This window comes from Parabacteroides bouchesdurhonensis (genome assembly GCF_900186615.1).
In the GTDB taxonomy this organism is placed as follows: Bacteria; Bacteroidota; Bacteroidia; order Bacteroidales; family Tannerellaceae; genus Parabacteroides; species Parabacteroides bouchesdurhonensis.
On sequence record NZ_LT896588.1, the window covers coordinates 688,516 to 705,851 of the forward strand.

Sequence of the window (17,336 nt, forward strand, 5' to 3'; positions counted from 1 at the left end):
AACACTGATTAATATATGGATATAGTAGCAATAGAAAGAGCTTCCTTTGATTCTTTTAGAAAGAAACTGGAACAGATATTATCGTTGGTAGATAGTGGCTCTCTATCTTCCTTTGATACGTACATAGAAAAAGAATGGATAGAGGGTAGGACATTGGCAACATCTTTGCATATTTCCCTGCGAAGTCTGCAAACATTGAGGGAAAGGGGCAAACTATCCTTTTCAACTGTCGGAAAGAAAGTCTATTATAAAGTAGCCGAAGTACAAAAGCTACTGGATTTAGGAAGAATAAAAATAACCACTAAAGAATAATTGCTTATGGATTTATACACGAATGAGGATAGCCGGAAATTATTGCTGTCATTGGATAAGGCTCTACCTTATATAGAATATGCTTTGAAAAACGGTAAACCAGCATTTGAGGGAGAACGGTATCTGACGAGCGAAGAACTTTGTTCTATACTCAAAATCAGCCGTAGAACTCTACAAGATTATCGGGATGATGGGGTATTCCCTTTTATTCAACTACCGGGCAAAGTGCTATTCCGCGAATCGGATATTAGGAAAGTACTGGAAGATAGGTTTCGTTCAGCCTATGATATAGAAGATTATCCCCTTTAGCTTTTAATAGCGAATACAGAAAAACGGCTACCGTCCGATTGGATCAGGTAGCCGTTTTCATCTTTAGGTGGTTTTGGTAGAGAAGTTCTCCCGTACATTCTGCATATCCCGAAGAATACTTTGATCTAATACTTTTGCGTATCGCTGTGTCATTTTTGTATTGGTATGACCGAGCATTTTAGCTACATTTTCCAGTGATACATTATTCGCTAAGGCAATAACGGTCGAAAATGTGTGCCGCCCAGTGTGCGTGCTCAGGCTCTTTTTTATACCGCAGAAATCAGCGATTTCTTTCAGGTAACTATTCATTTTTTGATTGCATGGCACGGGTAATAGCGTATCTTTCTTTTTCGCCAGTGGATGCCCTTTGTATTTCTCCAATATTGCTAAAGGAATATCCAAAAGAGGAATATTACACATGATCTTCGTCTTCTGCCTGGCTTTCCTTATCCACAAATTCCCCTGATTGTCAGGTACAAGATGTTCAGGCTTTAACTCTGATACATCGATGAAAGCTAAACCAGTCCAGCACTGGAACAGAAAAATGTCACGTACCAAATCCAATCGGGGAATATCAAAGACTTTGTTTTGCATGACCTCTAATTCCTCTTTGGTCAGAAACTCCTTGTGTACTTCCTGCTCATGGAAACGGATATTGATAAATGGGTCTTTCTCCATCCAATCATTTGCTAATGCCATATTGGTTATTTTCTTCACTACTTTCATGTAGCGGATTACAGTATTCTCCTGTAAGTCCTTCTTAGCTTTCAAGAAGTGAATGTAGTCCTGAATGATGGCATGGCTTATTTCTTTCATGGGAATATCTTTTAGGTGATACTCCTTCAAAGCCATCTCTTTGAAATACCGTAAACAAGTATCAAATCGGGAGATAGTTACTTTGGCGTAATCCTTGCCAATCAATTCACGGCATTTGTCATTATGCTCCTGAAAAATTTCAAAGAACATCATGTGCTTTTCGTCCAGTCCGAGAAAGCGTCTTTTAATCTCCATCGGATTGATAAGTTTATTTTCATCTTCCAAAGTTCGATGAATATCGTACAGGCGCAGTTTAACCGATTCAAGATAACGGTTTACCTCTACTGATTTAGCGTCTTTGCCCGTACACCGTTCCTTAGCTTGCGACCAAAGTTCTGGCTTAACGGTTCTTTTTAGCTGCATTTCAGCTAATTGACCTTGAATTGTTATCCGCAACATGATTGGTGTCTCACCAGATTTCACTGTTCTTGTCTTGCGGATGAAGAACAGCACGTTGAAAGTCTGTCGTTTCATACTTCAAAAAATTAATGTTTAAAGTTACTGAATCGTGCAGTATAGCAGGAATTAAACGATAAGACAATCAACGACTTAGGGTACAATTCGTGGACATTTTTTTCGAGACTAAAATTGTCCACGATTTAGCACAGCGGAAGTGCGTAATTCTGCCAAAAATATGCGGATTAGGGGAAAAAGAAAATCCCTGAAATGTTTAATTTTCAGGGATTTACCAAAAGTGAAATGCTTTTAAAGTGGTGCCACCAGGAATCGAACCGGGGACACAAGGATTTTCAGTCCTTTGCTCTACCAACTGAGCTATGGCACCATAATGTAGTTTTTGTATCGTTGTTTCGATTACGGGTGCAAAGATAGAGACTTTTTTCAAATACGCAATAACCCGTATGCTTTTTTTGAGAAAATATTCCGTAGAATGGAACAGACCGGATAGTAAACTTCTCGTAAAAAACACAAATCCGGTCCAGTCTTTCTTATTTTAATGTAACGAATTCCAGCCTTGAGCTTTAAGTTCTATCTCTCCACCATCACGACCTACGAGATAATTACCCAGTTCCGGCTTTGTAATGTGACCTATGACTTTAACGCCTTTCATTTCCGAAACTTTGTCATGTTCGGTCAATGGAACAGTAAATAACAATTCGTAGTCTTCTCCACCGTTCAACGCAGCGGTTATCAGGCTCATATTAAATTGCTCTGCCATTACTGCCGTTTGATAGTCGATAGGAATGCGGTCTTCGTATATCTGGCAGCCCACATTGCTGGCAGTGGAAATATGCAGTAATTCGGAAGATAAACCATCCGAAATATCCATCATCGCAGTAGGCACGACATTTGCCTGCGCTAACATTTCTATTATATCTTTACGCGCTTCCGGCTTCAACTGGCGTTCCAGCAAATACTCCTTGCCTGTAAAGTCAGGAGTAAAATCTTTCTGCCCTTTAAATACACTCTTTTCACGCTCCAATAATTGCAATCCCATATACGCGGCACCCAAATCGCCGGAGACACAGATCAAATCCGTCTCCTTAGCCCCGCTACGATATACAACTTTTCCCTTTTCACCTTCACCTATGCAAGTAATACTGATAGTAAGACCCGTTAAAGAAGCCGATGTATCGCCTCCCACAAGGTCTACGCCATAAATATCGCAGGCCAGCTTTATTCCGCTATAGAGCTCGTCAAGGTCTTCTACGCTAAAACGTTTGGAAATACCTAAAGAGACGGTTATCTGCTTTGGTTTTCCGTTCATGGCATAAATATCGGAGAAGTTCACCACTGCCGATTTATATCCCAGATGTTTCAATGGAACATACATAAGATCAAAATGGACACCCTCAAGCAATAAATCGGTAGTTACCAGCACTTGCTTGTCTTTATAGTCCAATACGGCGGCATCATCTCCCACCCCGTTTAACGTAGAGTTATTCTTTAATTCAATCTTGTCTGTCAGGTGACGGATCAAACCAAATTCACCTAATGTTGATATTTCTGTTCTGTCGCTCATATTTTATTAACGTGATATACAGTTCTTTTGAATGGTAGTAATATGTTTTTTCAGCATTTCGTTAAATGCATCTTGTTTGTCTAAACAAAAATTAATTGTGATAGGTAAATAATAAAGCATCTTTTTCCACTCATCCGGCAGCAAAGGATTATTTTGCAACCGGGCGGCATCCTTCTCCGTAACTAAAATAAGCTTGCCGGGAGACGTCATTTTATCAAAAACGGCTTTTATCTGCTTCATATCTTTTTTGCCGAAAGCGTGATGATCAGCAAATGTAATTGCCGTTACTTTATCCGAATATTTGCCGGCTTCCTTTATAAAATATTCCGGAGACGCAATTCCTGCCAATAGCAAAATCTCATCGTCCCTCTGAATATCTTTTACTGTAAGAGGCTTCGCTTCTTGAGGAAACAGGGGTTCTATCTCTCCATAACAAACACGGGTAAAGAATAGTTGTTGATGAGCCATCAATTTCATATTACCTCCCATGATGCGATAATCAATAGGTTTTAATTCGTCACTACATTTAGTAACAATAACCACGTCAGCACGGCGGATACCACTTGCAGGCTCACGCAAACGTCCTAAGGGTAATAGCTCATCATAATAATACAAACGATTATAATCGGTCAATACAACAGACAATGAAGGGATTACATACCTATGTTGAAATGCGTCATCCAATAAAATCACATCAGGTCGTTTTTCTTTAGGAAATGCCAACAAATTACGGATACCACGCCGGCGGTTCGCATCTACAGCAACTTGAACATCCGGAAACTTTCGTTTCATCTGATAAGGTTCATCCCCGATCTCATCACTGGTACTTTCCGGCGTAGACAAAACGAATCCGGTAGTTTTACGCTTATATCCACGGCTTAATACTGCTACTTTATATAGAGGACTAAGTAGACGGATAATATATTCGGTATGAGGAGTCTTTCCGGTTCCTCCGGCCGACAGGTTCCCAACACATATAACAGGTACCGGAAACTGTTCAGATTGAAGCAACCCCCAATCGAACAATCGATTCCTAAACCAAACTCCTATACCATATAAAAATGCTATTGGAGAAAAGATGTGATTTAATTTAATCGTATTATCTGTCGGCATATTTGATTTATAATGGTTTTATATCGTATGGAAGACGAGCCTGAACACCCGAGATTGATTTAATTCTCTTCAAAGTCGTGAAATATTCATATTCATCACCCAGTACGCTTTTAACCAAAGACATCTTTACTTCGCCCAACTGTTTTTCCAGAAAATCCTTTAAGAAATCTTTAGACGTAGAGACATTGGTTACACTGTAATCGCTGATTTCAGCAAGCGTGGCTGCCATTTCCACAGCCTTTTCCATACCACCCAATTCATCTACCAATCCTAATTTTTGGGCTTGTTCCCCCGTCCATACACGTCCTTGTCCTATTTCGTTGATGGCCTCTTTCGTCATATCACGTCCATCGGCACAACGGGAGATAAAGGTGTCATATCCTCTCTCTACAAAACTTTGTATCAATATTTTCTCATCTTCACGCATCGGACGCGAAACATCTCCTAAATCCGCATATGTATTTGTCTTGACAATATCAGAGGTTAGCGACAGCTTATCAAATAATCCGGTTACATTCGGAAACATTCCGAAAATTCCGATAGAACCGGTCAATGTGTTAGGTTCTGCCACTATCTTATTAGCAGCACAAGAAATATAATAACCACCGGAAGCCGCCACATTACCCATAGAAACAACAATCGGTTTCACTTTTTTCAATTCTACCACCTGACGCCATATCTGTTCGGAAACAAAAGCGCTTCCACCCGGTGAGTTTACACGAAAAACAACAGCCTTTACGTCATCATTATTTTTTAGCTTAATAAGCTCACTTGCCACTTTTTCCGTTATTAATTGCTTTGTATCATATGGAGAAGTGGTTACTTCCGGCATAATCTCACCTTCCGCATACAGAATAGCGATCTGATTTGATTTTTCTTTTGTTACGACGTTAATCTTTTTTATTTTGCTCACATCGGCAGTTTCCAGATTCTTCCCGCTTTGTCCGGCCAATTCTTTCACATAAGCCTCTGCTTCAGGCTTATATTTCAGCTCATCCACTAATCCGCACTCAACAGTCTTTTCAGGCGTTGCAAAAGCGAAACCCTCATTCGCAAAATGATTAATATCGCGTACCGTTATATGGCGGCTTTCGGCAATACCTTCCGTTATATTCCCCCAGATACTGTTAAGATATGAATTGATTTGTTCCCGGTTGGCATCACTCAGTTTATCAAGCATAAAAGGTTCTACAGCCCCTTTATAAGTACCAACCTTGAATATTTGCATCTGGATACCAAGTTTATTCAACAAACCCTTATAAAACATCGTTTCGGAATTCAGGCCAACCAGATTTAATGAACCCTGCGGATTCAAAAACACTTTATCCGCCACCGAACAAAGAAAATAAGCTCCTTGCGTATAAGTATCCGAATAAGCCACGACAAACTTGCCGCTTTCTTTAAAATCTATCAAAGCACGGCGAAGAGCTTCCAGACTGGCAGACCCTGTATTGAGCCATTTAGCCTCAAGGTAAATGCCTTGTATATTATTATTACCTTTCGCTATACGGATTGATTTCAACAGGTCTTTCAGAGATAAGACATTTTCTGTTTCGCCCATGAAGACAGCAAACGGATTTTCCGTCGCGTTATCTGAAAGTGTTCCATCCAGCTTAATCTTAAACACGGTATTGGGCTTGGGAGAATAACCTGATTCACTACCCAGAGAAGCAGCCACTCCAATCAAAGAAACTACAGATATAACTGTAATCAAACCTATTGCCACAAAAACGCCTAACACAGAGGCAAACATCATTTTGAAGAATTGCTTCATATTTTATATATATTAAATTGCAAAGATAGCTAACTTATTATTTATGACCACTTTTTTAGCCCGTTATTTATTTTTTGTTATTCCGGAAGCAATTATTCCAATCTCACTCTCATTAAAACAAACCTGTTCATATACATCACGTAGCAAATCAGCATTCATTTTCTCAAAATCCTCTTTCAACGGAGTGATAAATAACCCGCCCATATCTGCAGCTCCGGGACTGGACAACAAATGTTGCCCGCCTTCCGCTTCATACTGCCATGGGCGATGTTGCCTGCGTGGGATAACTGTGATTGTCCAGATTCCATTCTCATAATGTCCGAATATATTCATTCGCGGTTCGGTTTCATCAGGTACAATATTCAGAGCATGATATAACTTGCCAAACAACGACTGAGCGGCAGACTGTGTTTTTGCTTTAATAACAAAACCATTCCGGAGGTAATGGGTCAGTTGTAAAAGAACGCCATTCTTTTCCTCCAAAACTAAACTGCCAAAACGTTTTAGTTGAAGTTCCAATTCATCGTCTATCGGCATAAATGAACGTATTCCCGCTTGAAAATGGAGATGATCCGGAGCAGACGCGCCACATTTAGGCCCGTTATAAAATACAGTAAACGCATCCATACGCCGTACCAATTCCAGAAAGTCCGGAAAATGAATCAATATGCTTTGAGGTAAATGTTCGCGAGAAGGAATAGTAAAATGTTGCGGGAAAATAGGATACGGATTCGTCAATACCAGATAATTAGCACCAAAAGGCAATCTTTCCTGCTCTACCGGTAAGTTATCCGGACAAAGGAAACATTTCCGTTTTTGTATAGAAGCCGAGTCTGTCTTGGCTGCCGACGACACAATACGTGACGGATTATATTGCACACGTATCACAAAACCTCCCATATCAAAAGATTTCACCTGCACGGTTTTCAGTGCATTATAATTAGTTTCGGCCAGAGGCCATGTTACTAACTGTTTCGCCAATAATTCGGCAACTTGCGACGAACTGATCCATACATTCGGTTTCATGGTTCGAGTAATTGTAAACGGGCTTGTAATTCCCAAGTCCTTATTTTATCTTTGTATGTATTATATTTATTCATTTTGTTAATATCGAGAGCCGCGTCCGAATTATCCTCCCATCGGCGGCAGAGATAAAGAACATCATAAATACGTCCGATACGATATTCACGGCTAATACGCAATCCTACGGCATAATCTTCGCCATAACTTGTATTCGGGAAGTTGATATTTCTCAGGAGCGGGGTATAGAATGCGCGCGGCGCCCCCAGTCCATTAATACGCAAAGCATTATTCCGGCCATTCTCCGGAGTCCATTCCTTATGGCTGATAATGCCCGGAGGGATCATTTCCATATTGAAGTCAGTCATCATATAGGTGCCCACAACCATTGCGCATTGTTGCTCATAAAAAGCGTTGACAATCTTTTGCAACGTATTTTCGTCGCTATACACATCATCGCTATCCAACTGAACGGCAAATTTGCCACATGCCGGATGATGAACTCCCATATTCCAACAACCGCCGATACCTAAATCGTCACGTTCCGGGACAAGATGGATAAGGCGCTTATCATTCGTAAAATGCTGTATTTTCTCGGTTGTCCCGTCTGTAGAATGATTATCTATCACAATCAGGTTAAAGGGAAAGGTCGTTTCCTGCATCAATACGGACCGGATAGCATCCTCAATTGTCCGCGTCCGGTTACGGACAGGGATAATGACAGAAGCCTCCGTCTCAAAACGCTGTTCACAAAGATGAACTTCCTTAAAATGAAACGGCAAATAAGCGCCTATCATTTTGAGATGGTCGGTACAGGCTGCTTCCATTTCCAATTGTACGGTACGGTTCTTCGGATCTACATAATCGAATATCTTTTCACCGGATTTACGAAGGTCATATTCTTCCTCCGTATATAAATATTCGTCAATATGCACCAGCTGATATTGTTGGGATACTTTAAGACGTAAATCATACAGTCCCGCAAAATGATAATTTTCAGCCATACCGGAAACCGCATCTATCAGAGCCGGACTTTTATAAAACAGCAAAGAACCGAAGTTGAAATCGTCCCGCAAACTGCCTTGCTGATATTCAATTACCGGATGCTGAATACGCTCGCCTTTGCTCAATTCATAATAATCGGAATACACCATACCTGCCCGGGAATCTTCGGCTATAGCAATAAACCGCTCCAAAGCAAAAAAATCGAATCGCAGGATTGTATCTTTGGTATATATAAGTGAATAGTCGGCTGTAGAATATCCGGCAATCTTACGCATGGTTTCCGTACTCCACAATTCGTCCGTCTGTATGACAGAACAGGAAGGAATCGTTTCCGACGGGATATTCTTTGCCAGCAAATAAATTTTATCCACTAATGGCGAACGGCTAAGTTGAGATACTGTATGGCGGGCGGCTTCCATGTTCCCATATGGAATAAAGCAGTTAATTCTTGTCATATCTGTACATATTGATTTCTTGGTAAACAAAGAACATTTGCTCCTTGTTCCAGCGATGTATAATGCAAATATACTTTTTTCCCTCCTACTTTTTATTACTTTTGTAAAGAAACAAAAAAACAGGATTGCGAATATCCGTTTACAGAGCCAATAAGCACAAAACATTCCTCAATCTACAGACACTTCCAAATATTGGGAAGTTTTGTATTTTAAGCCCTATCCTTATGCTTCTTAACATATTGTCACGTTTGCCCATATAAAATAAGATAACTACATTGATGGCGTCTTTGAAGAATCAAAAATAACAACATGAGCATCTTTAGTGGGTATTTATTAATACGGAATGCTACTCAGGTAGTAACATGCTCCGGATTTGCCGGTAAGAAAGGCAAAGAAATGTCAAACGTAGGCGTTATTGAAAATGGAGCTGTAGCTGTAGAAGATGGCTATATAACCCATGTCGGTCCCACCCAAAAAGTTTTGAAACAAATAAAAGCAGATAGATATACCGAGATAAATGCCAAAGGATGCACACTGATTCCCGGATTCGTAGATAGCCATACTCACTTCGTTTTCGGCGGATACAGAGAAAATGAATTCGCCGAACATCTGAAAAAAGGCAACAACATATCCGTTACGGAATATAATAAAGGGGTTTTGAATACGATGAAAGCAACCCGGGAAAGCACTTACGAGAAATTATACGAGCCGGTCCAGAACCTGCTTGACGAAATGTTCCACATGGGCATAACTACCGTAGAAGGTAAAACCGGATACGGATTGGAGAAATGGACGGAAATAAGGCAACTTCGTATCATGGACGAACTAAGGGATGAACACCCTGTAGATATTATATCCACATTTATGGGCGCACACGCCATACCTCCGGAATATGAAGGACGTTCCGACAAATATGTTGATTATATAATAGAAGACATATTGCCCGAAGTTCATAACGAACACACTGCCAAGTTTTTTGATGTATTCTGTGAACCCGAAATTTTCTCAATAAAACAATGCGAACGTCTGCTTAAGGCCGGAAGAAGCCATCGTTTCAAACTCAAAGTACACGCCGACGAATTTACATCTTCCGGAGGGGCGGAACTGGCTGTTAAAATGAAAGCTTTCAGTGCCGATCATCTTATAAACATATCGGATAACGGTATCAAAAGCCTGGCACAATCAGATGTAATAGCCACTTTGCTACCTCTTACGTCTCTCTCTTCCGGAAGACCTTACGCACCTGCACGCAAATTGATAGAAGCGGGCTGTGCTGTAGCACTTGCAACAGATTTTAATCCATGCAGCAATTTTTCATTTTCCATCCCATTGCTATTTGCTTTGGCATGCCTCAAGATGAGAATGACTCCCGAAGAAGCGCTTACAGCTCTTACCATAAACGGGGCTGCCGCTCTCAACATGGCAAAGAAAACAGGCAGTATTGATATAGGGAAAAAAGCGGATATGGTACTGCTTAAGTTTCCATCTTATAAATTCCTGCCTTATCATGCAGGAATGAACATAGTGGAAATTATTATTAAAGACGGGATACTTTATATGCTTTAAAAGTATAAACCAGATATCAGGAATAAATTGTATAATCTAAATTATAATACTATGCTTGCTGATTTGACCATTAAAAAGTTTTTAGCCGAAACAGCCGGGAATAAGCCGGCCCCAGGTAGCGGAAGTGTATCGGCTTTATGCGGTGCTATTGCAACAGCGTTAACAGAGATGGTTGCCAATCTCACTATTGGAATGGAACAATATGCAGATGTGGAAGGGCAAATGAAAACTATTGCCGTAGAAGCAGCCACCATCAGAGAGCGCTTAATTGAATACATAGACAAAGACAGCGAAATACACAATCAGGATGCAAAAAAACATGCGGCTCTCATTCAGATGACTATAGCCGAAGAAATCGGCTCGGTCATGGAAACAGTCATCTATGTCGCACATAAAGGGAAACGTGATGCTATAACAGACGCCTGTATTGCCATGATGACAGCCCGTACCTGTGTATTGGGTGCTTTGCTTAACGTACGCATCAACTTATCGTCTATCAAAGACGAGGATTTTGTTAAGCGAATGACGCAGAAAACCGACCATCTGGAGGCAGAAGCCATCCGTATAGAAAACAAATTACTGAGTTGGGTTAAAACCAAACTGTGACGTGAGTAACATAATTACACATGGACAATAAAAATGGCGTGAATATTTCCGGTCATTCAATGTTTGTTACTTTCAACGCATGGGTAAATTTCCCGGGAACAACGCCTTTGCTTGCAGCCCAGGCATTAACCATCAACTGAACAGGAATAATAGATTGAATAACAAAAAGCTCATCCCTCCGGCAAGAGCAACCAAATTCATACAAGCGGCTATTTTCTATATCGCTGAAACGGTCTGTAATGAATATAACCTTACCTCCATACTTCAATATATCTTTTATAAGGGTAAGGCTTTGCTTATAAGTACCCGATTGTGAATGAGAAAACACAATAGCAACAAATCCCTTCTTAACCATTTCTAACGGTCCGTGACGAAATTCGCCCCCTTGTATAGCCAAAGCCGGAGTTTTAGCAGCTTCCATAAACATCAAAGCCCCCTGGCAAGCTGCAGTAAAAGCCGATCCGCGTCCTATTAACAGGATAGAAGAAGAGCTATTCAGCACATCTATCGCGACCGGCAGCCATTTAGGGCATGTTAAAATCATATTGCCAATTGCCCCTATTACCTCTTCAACATCCAGAACTAATTCATCAGCCAAAGCCTTCACCAGTAAGTATGCCACCAGATAGCAGGAGACAAATGTTTTAGTAGAAGTCATTTCCTCGCATCCGGCTTTACACGGCAACACATATCCGGCCATACGTACCAAAGAGCTTTGTTCCTCATTGCAGATAGCGATGATTTTCACATCCTGCTCTACTTTTTTCAATAAATGAACAATCTCATAGCTTTCTCCGGATTGTGAGATACAAACCAAAAGGCATTTCTTATTAATAATCGGATATTGGTAATGTAACAGTTCTCCCGCATTAATTGCCAAAGCAGGAATGCCTCTTGCAGAAAGCATGCTACTTGCAGCCTGAGAAATAAACCAGGAACTGCCCATGCCGGTAAATATAATTTTATCATAATCGCCGGAATTCCATAATCCGGTAACAGTATTCAATGCGTCCTCTCCCTCCTTCTCATCATAATAATCCCATGTATCAGACAAAGCATTTGGTTGCCCCTCTATTTCCTTTAAAAATTTACTCATGATTTGTATTTTATATTATAGATTAAGTTTGTCCAGCGGTAATAATCATACCCTTTCTCATCTTATACGTGCAAATATCTTATATATTTCATACAAATGAAATTATTTAATATAGATTTTATCTATAAAATACATTCTATCACTTCCGAAACGAATATCCTACAGACAAATATTTCTGCCGTTTATCAGAAAACAAACATTTAATCAAATAAAAACAGATCATTACGAATTATTTGTAGATATAAACTTATATCTTTAGAGCAATAAACCATAACATCAGGCACAAACATCTAAATATATAATTATGAAAGCAAATAACCCTCTGTTGATTCTTATCCTTTTTTCGGGAATTATCAACAATGGCTGTGTCAAACAGCAACCTGTCATTCCTTTGTATGAAGCGAGATACGACTGCTCCGAGCCCGTAATCCGTATAAATATTGAAAAAGCAATGGAAACTCCTGCAACATTCAAATTAAGCCAGATTGCATCCGAATTAGAATATTTTTCGGCAGGAGACACCAAGTATCCGGTCAAGCAAGTTATAGCCATACCAGACAGTGATGCTTTTATTACGTTTAACAAGCCACGCATTTTCTATCGAAAAGCAGGCGCTCCCAGTAAGCGTTACGGATTAAAGGCGTTAGCATACAGATGGTATGACGCAATGAATGATGCAAATCTGTTCTACGATAAGAAGACCAGAAGCCTCTATTATGCCTTTAGCGGGCTAAACAAGTTAAACCAAGACAAAATCGCCCCTTATATCGGCACACTATACCCGCTAAATACAATGATTAGCATCAGACACTTTTTGTATCCCGATGATCAGACAGCTGCATATCCGTTACACTTGAATAACCCGGAAAACGACAAACTGCTGGGCTTCTCCTCCTCCGGTTACACCATTTACCATTATGAAAACGAGGCAGGAGAGCCGAATAAAATAAGCACATTCAACATGCAGGGAGATATGATCTGCCAGTTCACACTTAAAGAAAACACTCCGGGCGTTACCCGTTCCAGCACAAAAGACATACCGTCTTTCGAAACTTCTTACTGGAATGATGCACAAGACCGGATGAACTTTATGATTCCTTTTTGTGATACAGTTTATCAGCTTCGCGATTCGCAAACAATTGCCCCCATATATGCCCTCGATTTAGGAAACATGAAGCTATCGGACGAAGAACTAAAAGGGAACGGTATCCCGAAAGGGAAAGCATGGATTCGTGCACTCAGTGAAAACCCAAACGGACTATTTATCGGAATCTTACAGAAAGGCGCTCCCCATATCCTAAACTGGCGAGGCGAAATAGACGGCTTCAAACCGGTATTAACTCATCGTATCGTTTATCTGAAAAAAGAAGGAAAAGCATATACTCTGCCTTCCGAATCCGGTGGTTTTATCAATGATATTGACGACGGCCTTCCATTCTGGCCGGATGGACAAACAGACGATTACCTTTATATGATTCGCGCCGTTTCCGATATGAGAGACAACTTAATCCGGACAGGTTCTCCCAAACAGCAGGCACTTCTCAAATATCTTGACAGCCCTGCAACCCATGAAAAAGACTACGTAATGATTATTGCCAAACTAAAGAAGTAACAAAAAAAGCCCTTCCGAATAAACCGGAAGGGCTTTAATTTGTTTACTGCTTTCCTTCCTCACAGAAGTACAGGCAGCTAGAACTTTTAATTTTATTACTTTAGTATTAATATTCTATCCGCTTGTTCGCCTCTCGCAGGGTACTTGGGGAAGGAGTGGCTTTTACACCACTCCCCGATCCACACGGATAATTAGATTATTTATTTAATTTTCTGTTCTTCTTATTTCACTACAGTCTTATCAACAAATTCGCCAACCTTAACAATAACTACGCCTGCAGGTGCAGAGATTGTTTCAGCATCGGAAGTAGCGATAACCGTAGTGTTATGGCCTACTACGTCTGATACGATGATAGTCTTACCGGCTGCACCGTATACAGTTACATTACCTTCACCGGCTACTACACTGATTGTGTTGTCGTCTGCGTTGATTGAACCGTTTGATGTAGGAGTTTCAGCTTCAGCAAGAGTTACAACAGAAGCACCTGCTTTACCAGCTTTAACAAGGTCGTTATTTGAACCAACCATTTGAACATAAGCACCACCATCATTTGTTACCATACGGTAAACACCTGATTCGCCAAGAATAGTTTCAAGCTTGAAGCGGAAACCGTTAACTGCAGCAGCATTGCTCTTAATGTTGATAGTATCTTTTACTGTTTCCATTACATCTTTCTTATTAAGTCTTGTATTGAAAACAACTAAAGAATCAACACCATAACGCATTGCAGGACGGAACAGGAAGCGATCATTACCATCGCTGTCTCTATAAGGATTAACCTTATCTGTTGCATGAGCCTTCACTGAATCCGCATCTGCCAATGTCAGATACATACGGAAACCTTCTTGTTCTTCCGTAGGATTAGCTATTGCTTTAGATACATAGTAAGCAGCTTTTTCGCCTTCTACATATGCCACAGTATCCAGATAGAATGTGAAGTCTTCTGATGCATATTCAGCTTTCAGGTCACCTACGCGAGCACCTACAGCAAAGTTATCTTTACCGATAGTTAACATTTCATTACCGAACTTGATGTTCTGATGGCCTCTTGCTTTAAATTCCATAGAAGGAGTATCCATTTCTTTCAAGATAAACGGAGCAATATTCTCCAAATTCAAAGCTGTAGCTTTTACCAGCGGAGCTTTCTGCTTAGCATCCAATGATAACATTGTATAGGATGCTGTAGGGGCTGTTCCTGTCTTGCCTTCAGCAACCCAAACAGCTGTATCAATCAAGATATAGTTATCTTTTGCAATTTCTTTGATAAAGAATACAGAAGCGTTAGCTTTGTTATCAACCATTGCATAAGTAGTAGAAGCAGAGCCTGCAGAGCCACCAACTGTAGCAACATATTTATTATCGGCATCTTTCAGTTTATAAGCAACACGTTTCAAAGCAGGAACACCTGTAATCTCTGCACCGTAAGCTTTGCCTTTACCTTCACCATCAGCAGCTTCCAGATACATTGCGCTTTCAGTTTCGCCTAAGAATACGCTCTTGTCATCACCTTGCATATAAGAAGTTAACAGATATTCGTAAGCAGAAGTCAACTGGAACATCTTGTTAGCCAATTTACCGGCCGCTTCATAATAATAACCTGTATATTCTTCTTTAGCATCAGCTATTGCGCCGGCTTCAACCAAACGGATAGTATCTGTACCGATCTGGAATACATTTTCTACTTCTTTGTCGCCAACCTTTTCGATCTTATTGATTCCACCACCAGCTAAAACAGTACCTGTTGCACGGTTGATGATTGAATATACGCCATCGGCATCACCTTTAACGGCAATCCATTGATCTGAAACATTTACAGCGCTGGCTGTACCTGCCAAAACGAGGTCGGTTACTTCTACAGTATTAGCGGCACCCTTAATAGCAGCCTCTGATAACGGAGCTGTGATATATTTACCATTATAATTTTCTTTACTACCATAAGTTGCGCCAGCAGCATTGAAGTTATGTCCAGCCAGTTTCAAGAAATAAACCTTGTCTGTGCTGATAGTAGCATCACCGCCAACAGCCTTAGTTGCATACGGCTGAATCAATGGGAAGTAAGTTTGATCAGCTGTTAATGTATCAACAACCAACAATGCATTGTTACCTAACAAACGCAAAGCTACTGTAGGCATAACAACAGCAGAATCTGCTAAGTTATATGAGCGTTTAGCCGGATCAAAAACCAATGTATTGCAAGCATAAGTTCCACTCAACATACTCAAAGAGTCAGCCATAAAGCCTATTTTTCCTGCAGCTGTTCCATTCACTTTCTTCTTCGGTACGGATACCGGTTGGATAGAGATTGAATCGTTAGCCAAAGCATAACGAACTACCCACATAGCAGCACCCATAGGACGTTGCAACTTATCTCCGTTTTTACCTGTATAGTCTGTTTTGTTATTGGCAACTGATGTATAACCAAGAAGTGTGTCTTTGGTCATAGTCAATGCAGGAAGTATCATCGGTTCAGTCATACCTTTTGAATCATATGTAGCCCCAGTAGTTGTACCTGCTACATATACAGTATCTACCTGCAACCAGGTTTTAGCTGTTTTATATCCATTTGCCGTCTTATCAGAAATAAAGGCGCCATCACTAGCTACAGCAGCTGCAGCCTGATTTGTTGTTAAGTTCAACAAAGTATCAGCATTAGCAGGAGCAGCATAAGCTGTACGTGCAAACCAAGTATTTTCCGACAGGATGTTACCTTCAGTCGGTTTAACCGGAGCATTCTTATCACTGGTATTGACAGCATTGAAATAGAATTTACCCTTTACAACATTGTTGAACTGAGTAGCATTCATTGCAAATTCTGTGCGTACGAAACGTGCCAATACATTAGCTTCATCAGTAGTAGGAGCGGTTGTTCCAGCAACAGCCTGTACATAAAACTTCTTATCAGCTTCACTCCAGCACAATGTACGTACGGAGTCTTTTCCGTTTACATTATTAATTGCATAGAAAGCACTTCCGTTATAAGCCCAGTCGGTAATACCGTCTGCTGTAAATTTAGCATCAACTTTACCATCTTCGCTTGTAGAAACCTTCGGCATAGCCAGGTAAGCCAAAGTACGTTTGTTTTGCAATTTGTAAGTTACACCGGCAGTTGTTACAGTAGACTGTACAGTCCACAACATAGAGTCGGCACGCATCCAGCTTTCACCGGGTTTAATGGCTGTTGTATCAGCTTTTGCCATACCGAAAGCCGGAGCTAAAACCCCTGCTAATGGAATTGCTGTAGCATCAACCTTTACAGGAGACAAATAGATGTAAGTACCGGACTTAACATCTTTCAGATCCTGTTCTCCCATAATTGCCTGTTGAGCACTCACGGAAGAGACAGCTACCAAAGCGGTAGCCAATAATGTAGAGAATCTCTTGTTCATACTTTTTCTCATTTAATATTAATAATAGTGTTCATTAAAAAACTTATTTATCAAAGGCTTTCGCTTTCCACAAGACATTGGAAATGACTAACGAAAACGTTGGTCTAGAATCGTCGTTTTTTAGCCTGTTTTTGAAGCGTTCGTAATACGAAGCCTTTGTTTTGTAACTAATAGCCTATATTATTGATAAGAAAGCATATAGAGGGATAAAAAATTATTCAAAAAGGGTTGCAGGAATAAAAGAAAGATGTACCTTTGCATTGACGAATCTAGACGAACGTTTTC

Annotated in this window: 13 protein-coding genes and 1 tRNA gene; 5 read left to right on the forward strand and 9 right to left on the reverse strand. The window is 40.4% G+C overall.

Annotation, left to right across the window (positions count from 1 at the left end; genetic code table 11):
* Window positions 1-15: 15 nt before the first annotated feature.
* On the forward strand, window positions 16-312 hold the full coding sequence (locus C1721_RS03055; RefSeq protein ID WP_102407061.1) for a DNA-binding protein: 297 nt from the start codon (window positions 16-18) through the stop codon (window positions 310-312).
* 6 nt (window positions 313-318) lie between these two features.
* Complete coding sequence (locus C1721_RS03060; protein WP_102407063.1) at window positions 319-621, forward strand: helix-turn-helix domain-containing protein; 303 nt, start codon at window positions 319-321, stop codon at window positions 619-621.
* Window positions 622-684: 63 nt separating this feature from the next.
* On the opposite strand, the gene C1721_RS03065 is transcribed toward C1721_RS03060, so the two are convergent.
* The 7 genes from C1721_RS03065 to C1721_RS03095 all read right to left on the reverse strand — a co-directional run bounded on the left by C1721_RS03065 (window position 685) and on the right by C1721_RS03095 (window position 8,785).
* Window positions 685-1,911, reverse strand: coding sequence for a site-specific integrase (locus C1721_RS03065; protein WP_102407065.1), 1,227 nt, complete (start codon window positions 1,909-1,911; stop codon window positions 685-687).
* Between the two features lie 237 nt (window positions 1,912-2,148).
* A tRNA-Phe gene (locus tag C1721_RS03070) sits at window positions 2,149-2,221 on the reverse strand.
* Between the two features lie 168 nt (window positions 2,222-2,389).
* Window positions 2,390-3,418: a thiamine-phosphate kinase gene (gene thiL / locus C1721_RS03075; RefSeq protein WP_102407067.1), complete on the reverse strand. Its 1,029-nt coding sequence runs from the start codon at window positions 3,416-3,418 to the stop codon at window positions 2,390-2,392.
* Window positions 3,419-3,424: 6 nt separating this feature from the next.
* Window positions 3,425-4,531, reverse strand: coding sequence for a tetraacyldisaccharide 4'-kinase (gene lpxK, locus C1721_RS03080; protein ID WP_102407069.1), 1,107 nt, complete (start codon window positions 4,529-4,531; stop codon window positions 3,425-3,427).
* A 7-nt stretch (window positions 4,532-4,538) separates the two neighbouring features.
* Entirely contained in the window at window positions 4,539-6,305 is a 1,767-nt protein-coding gene (sppA, locus tag C1721_RS03085) for a signal peptide peptidase SppA (RefSeq protein ID WP_199830394.1), read from the reverse strand.
* A gap of 63 nt (window positions 6,306-6,368) precedes the next feature.
* Entirely contained in the window at window positions 6,369-7,331 is a 963-nt protein-coding gene (locus C1721_RS03090) for a DUF4922 domain-containing protein (RefSeq protein ID WP_102407071.1), read from the reverse strand.
* Window positions 7,328-8,785 (reverse strand): glycosyltransferase family 2 protein, encoded by a 1,458-nt coding sequence (locus C1721_RS03095; RefSeq protein ID WP_102407073.1) that lies wholly within the window; start codon window positions 8,783-8,785, stop codon window positions 7,328-7,330. The genes C1721_RS03090 and C1721_RS03095 overlap by 4 nt, the downstream gene beginning before the upstream one ends.
* Window positions 8,786-9,100: 315 nt before the next feature.
* Between C1721_RS03095 and hutI the strand changes: the two genes are divergently transcribed.
* A complete protein-coding gene (gene hutI, locus C1721_RS03100) occupies window positions 9,101-10,351 on the forward strand; it encodes an imidazolonepropionase (RefSeq protein ID WP_199830424.1) in 1,251 nt (416 codons plus the stop codon).
* Between the two features lie 51 nt (window positions 10,352-10,402).
* Window positions 10,403-10,957: a cyclodeaminase/cyclohydrolase family protein gene (locus tag C1721_RS03105; RefSeq protein WP_102407077.1), complete on the forward strand. Its 555-nt coding sequence runs from the start codon at window positions 10,403-10,405 to the stop codon at window positions 10,955-10,957.
* Between the two features lie 52 nt (window positions 10,958-11,009).
* Here the strand turns inward: C1721_RS03105 and C1721_RS03110 are convergent, their stop codons facing one another.
* A complete protein-coding gene (locus C1721_RS03110) occupies window positions 11,010-12,053 on the reverse strand; it encodes an SIS domain-containing protein (RefSeq protein WP_102407079.1) in 1,044 nt (347 codons plus the stop codon).
* Between the two features lie 304 nt (window positions 12,054-12,357).
* Between C1721_RS03110 and C1721_RS03115 the strand changes: the two genes are divergently transcribed.
* The gene (locus C1721_RS03115) at window positions 12,358-13,665 is read left to right on the forward strand and encodes a DUF4933 domain-containing protein (RefSeq protein WP_234347272.1); all 1,308 of its coding nucleotides are present in this window, start codon (window positions 12,358-12,360) and stop codon (window positions 13,663-13,665) included.
* A 221-nt stretch (window positions 13,666-13,886) separates the two neighbouring features.
* Here the strand turns inward: C1721_RS03115 and C1721_RS03120 are convergent, their stop codons facing one another.
* On the reverse strand, window positions 13,887-17,051 hold the full coding sequence (locus C1721_RS03120; protein WP_159063527.1) for a DUF6383 domain-containing protein: 3,165 nt from the start codon (window positions 17,049-17,051) through the stop codon (window positions 13,887-13,889).
* Between the last annotated feature and the right edge of the window lie 285 nt (window positions 17,052-17,336).

Coding starts and splice junctions, on each gene's coding strand:
- C1721_RS03055 (WP_102407061.1), top strand. CDS start 16: ATGGATATAGTAGCAATAGAAAGAGCTTCCTTTGATTCTTTTAGAAAG.
- C1721_RS03060 (WP_102407063.1), top strand. CDS start 319: ATGGATTTATACACGAATGAGGATAGCCGGAAATTATTGCTGTCATTG.
- C1721_RS03065 (WP_102407065.1), bottom strand. CDS start 1,911: ATGAAACGACAGACTTTCAACGTGCTGTTCTTCATCCGCAAGACAAGA.
- thiL (WP_102407067.1), bottom strand. CDS start 3,418: ATGAGCGACAGAACAGAAATATCAACATTAGGTGAATTTGGTTTGATC.
- lpxK (WP_102407069.1), bottom strand. CDS start 4,531: ATGCCGACAGATAATACGATTAAATTAAATCACATCTTTTCTCCAATA.
- sppA (WP_199830394.1), bottom strand. CDS start 6,305: ATGAAGCAATTCTTCAAAATGATGTTTGCCTCTGTGTTAGGCGTTTTT.
- C1721_RS03090 (WP_102407071.1), bottom strand. CDS start 7,331: ATGAAACCGAATGTATGGATCAGTTCGTCGCAAGTTGCCGAATTATTG.
- C1721_RS03095 (WP_102407073.1), bottom strand. CDS start 8,785: ATGACAAGAATTAACTGCTTTATTCCATATGGGAACATGGAAGCCGCC.
- C1721_RS03105 (WP_102407077.1), top strand. CDS start 10,403: ATGCTTGCTGATTTGACCATTAAAAAGTTTTTAGCCGAAACAGCCGGG.
- C1721_RS03110 (WP_102407079.1), bottom strand. CDS start 12,053: ATGAGTAAATTTTTAAAGGAAATAGAGGGGCAACCAAATGCTTTGTCT.
- C1721_RS03115 (WP_234347272.1), top strand. CDS start 12,358: ATGAAAGCAAATAACCCTCTGTTGATTCTTATCCTTTTTTCGGGAATT.
- C1721_RS03120 (WP_159063527.1), bottom strand. CDS start 17,051: ATGAACAAGAGATTCTCTACATTATTGGCTACCGCTTTGGTAGCTGTC.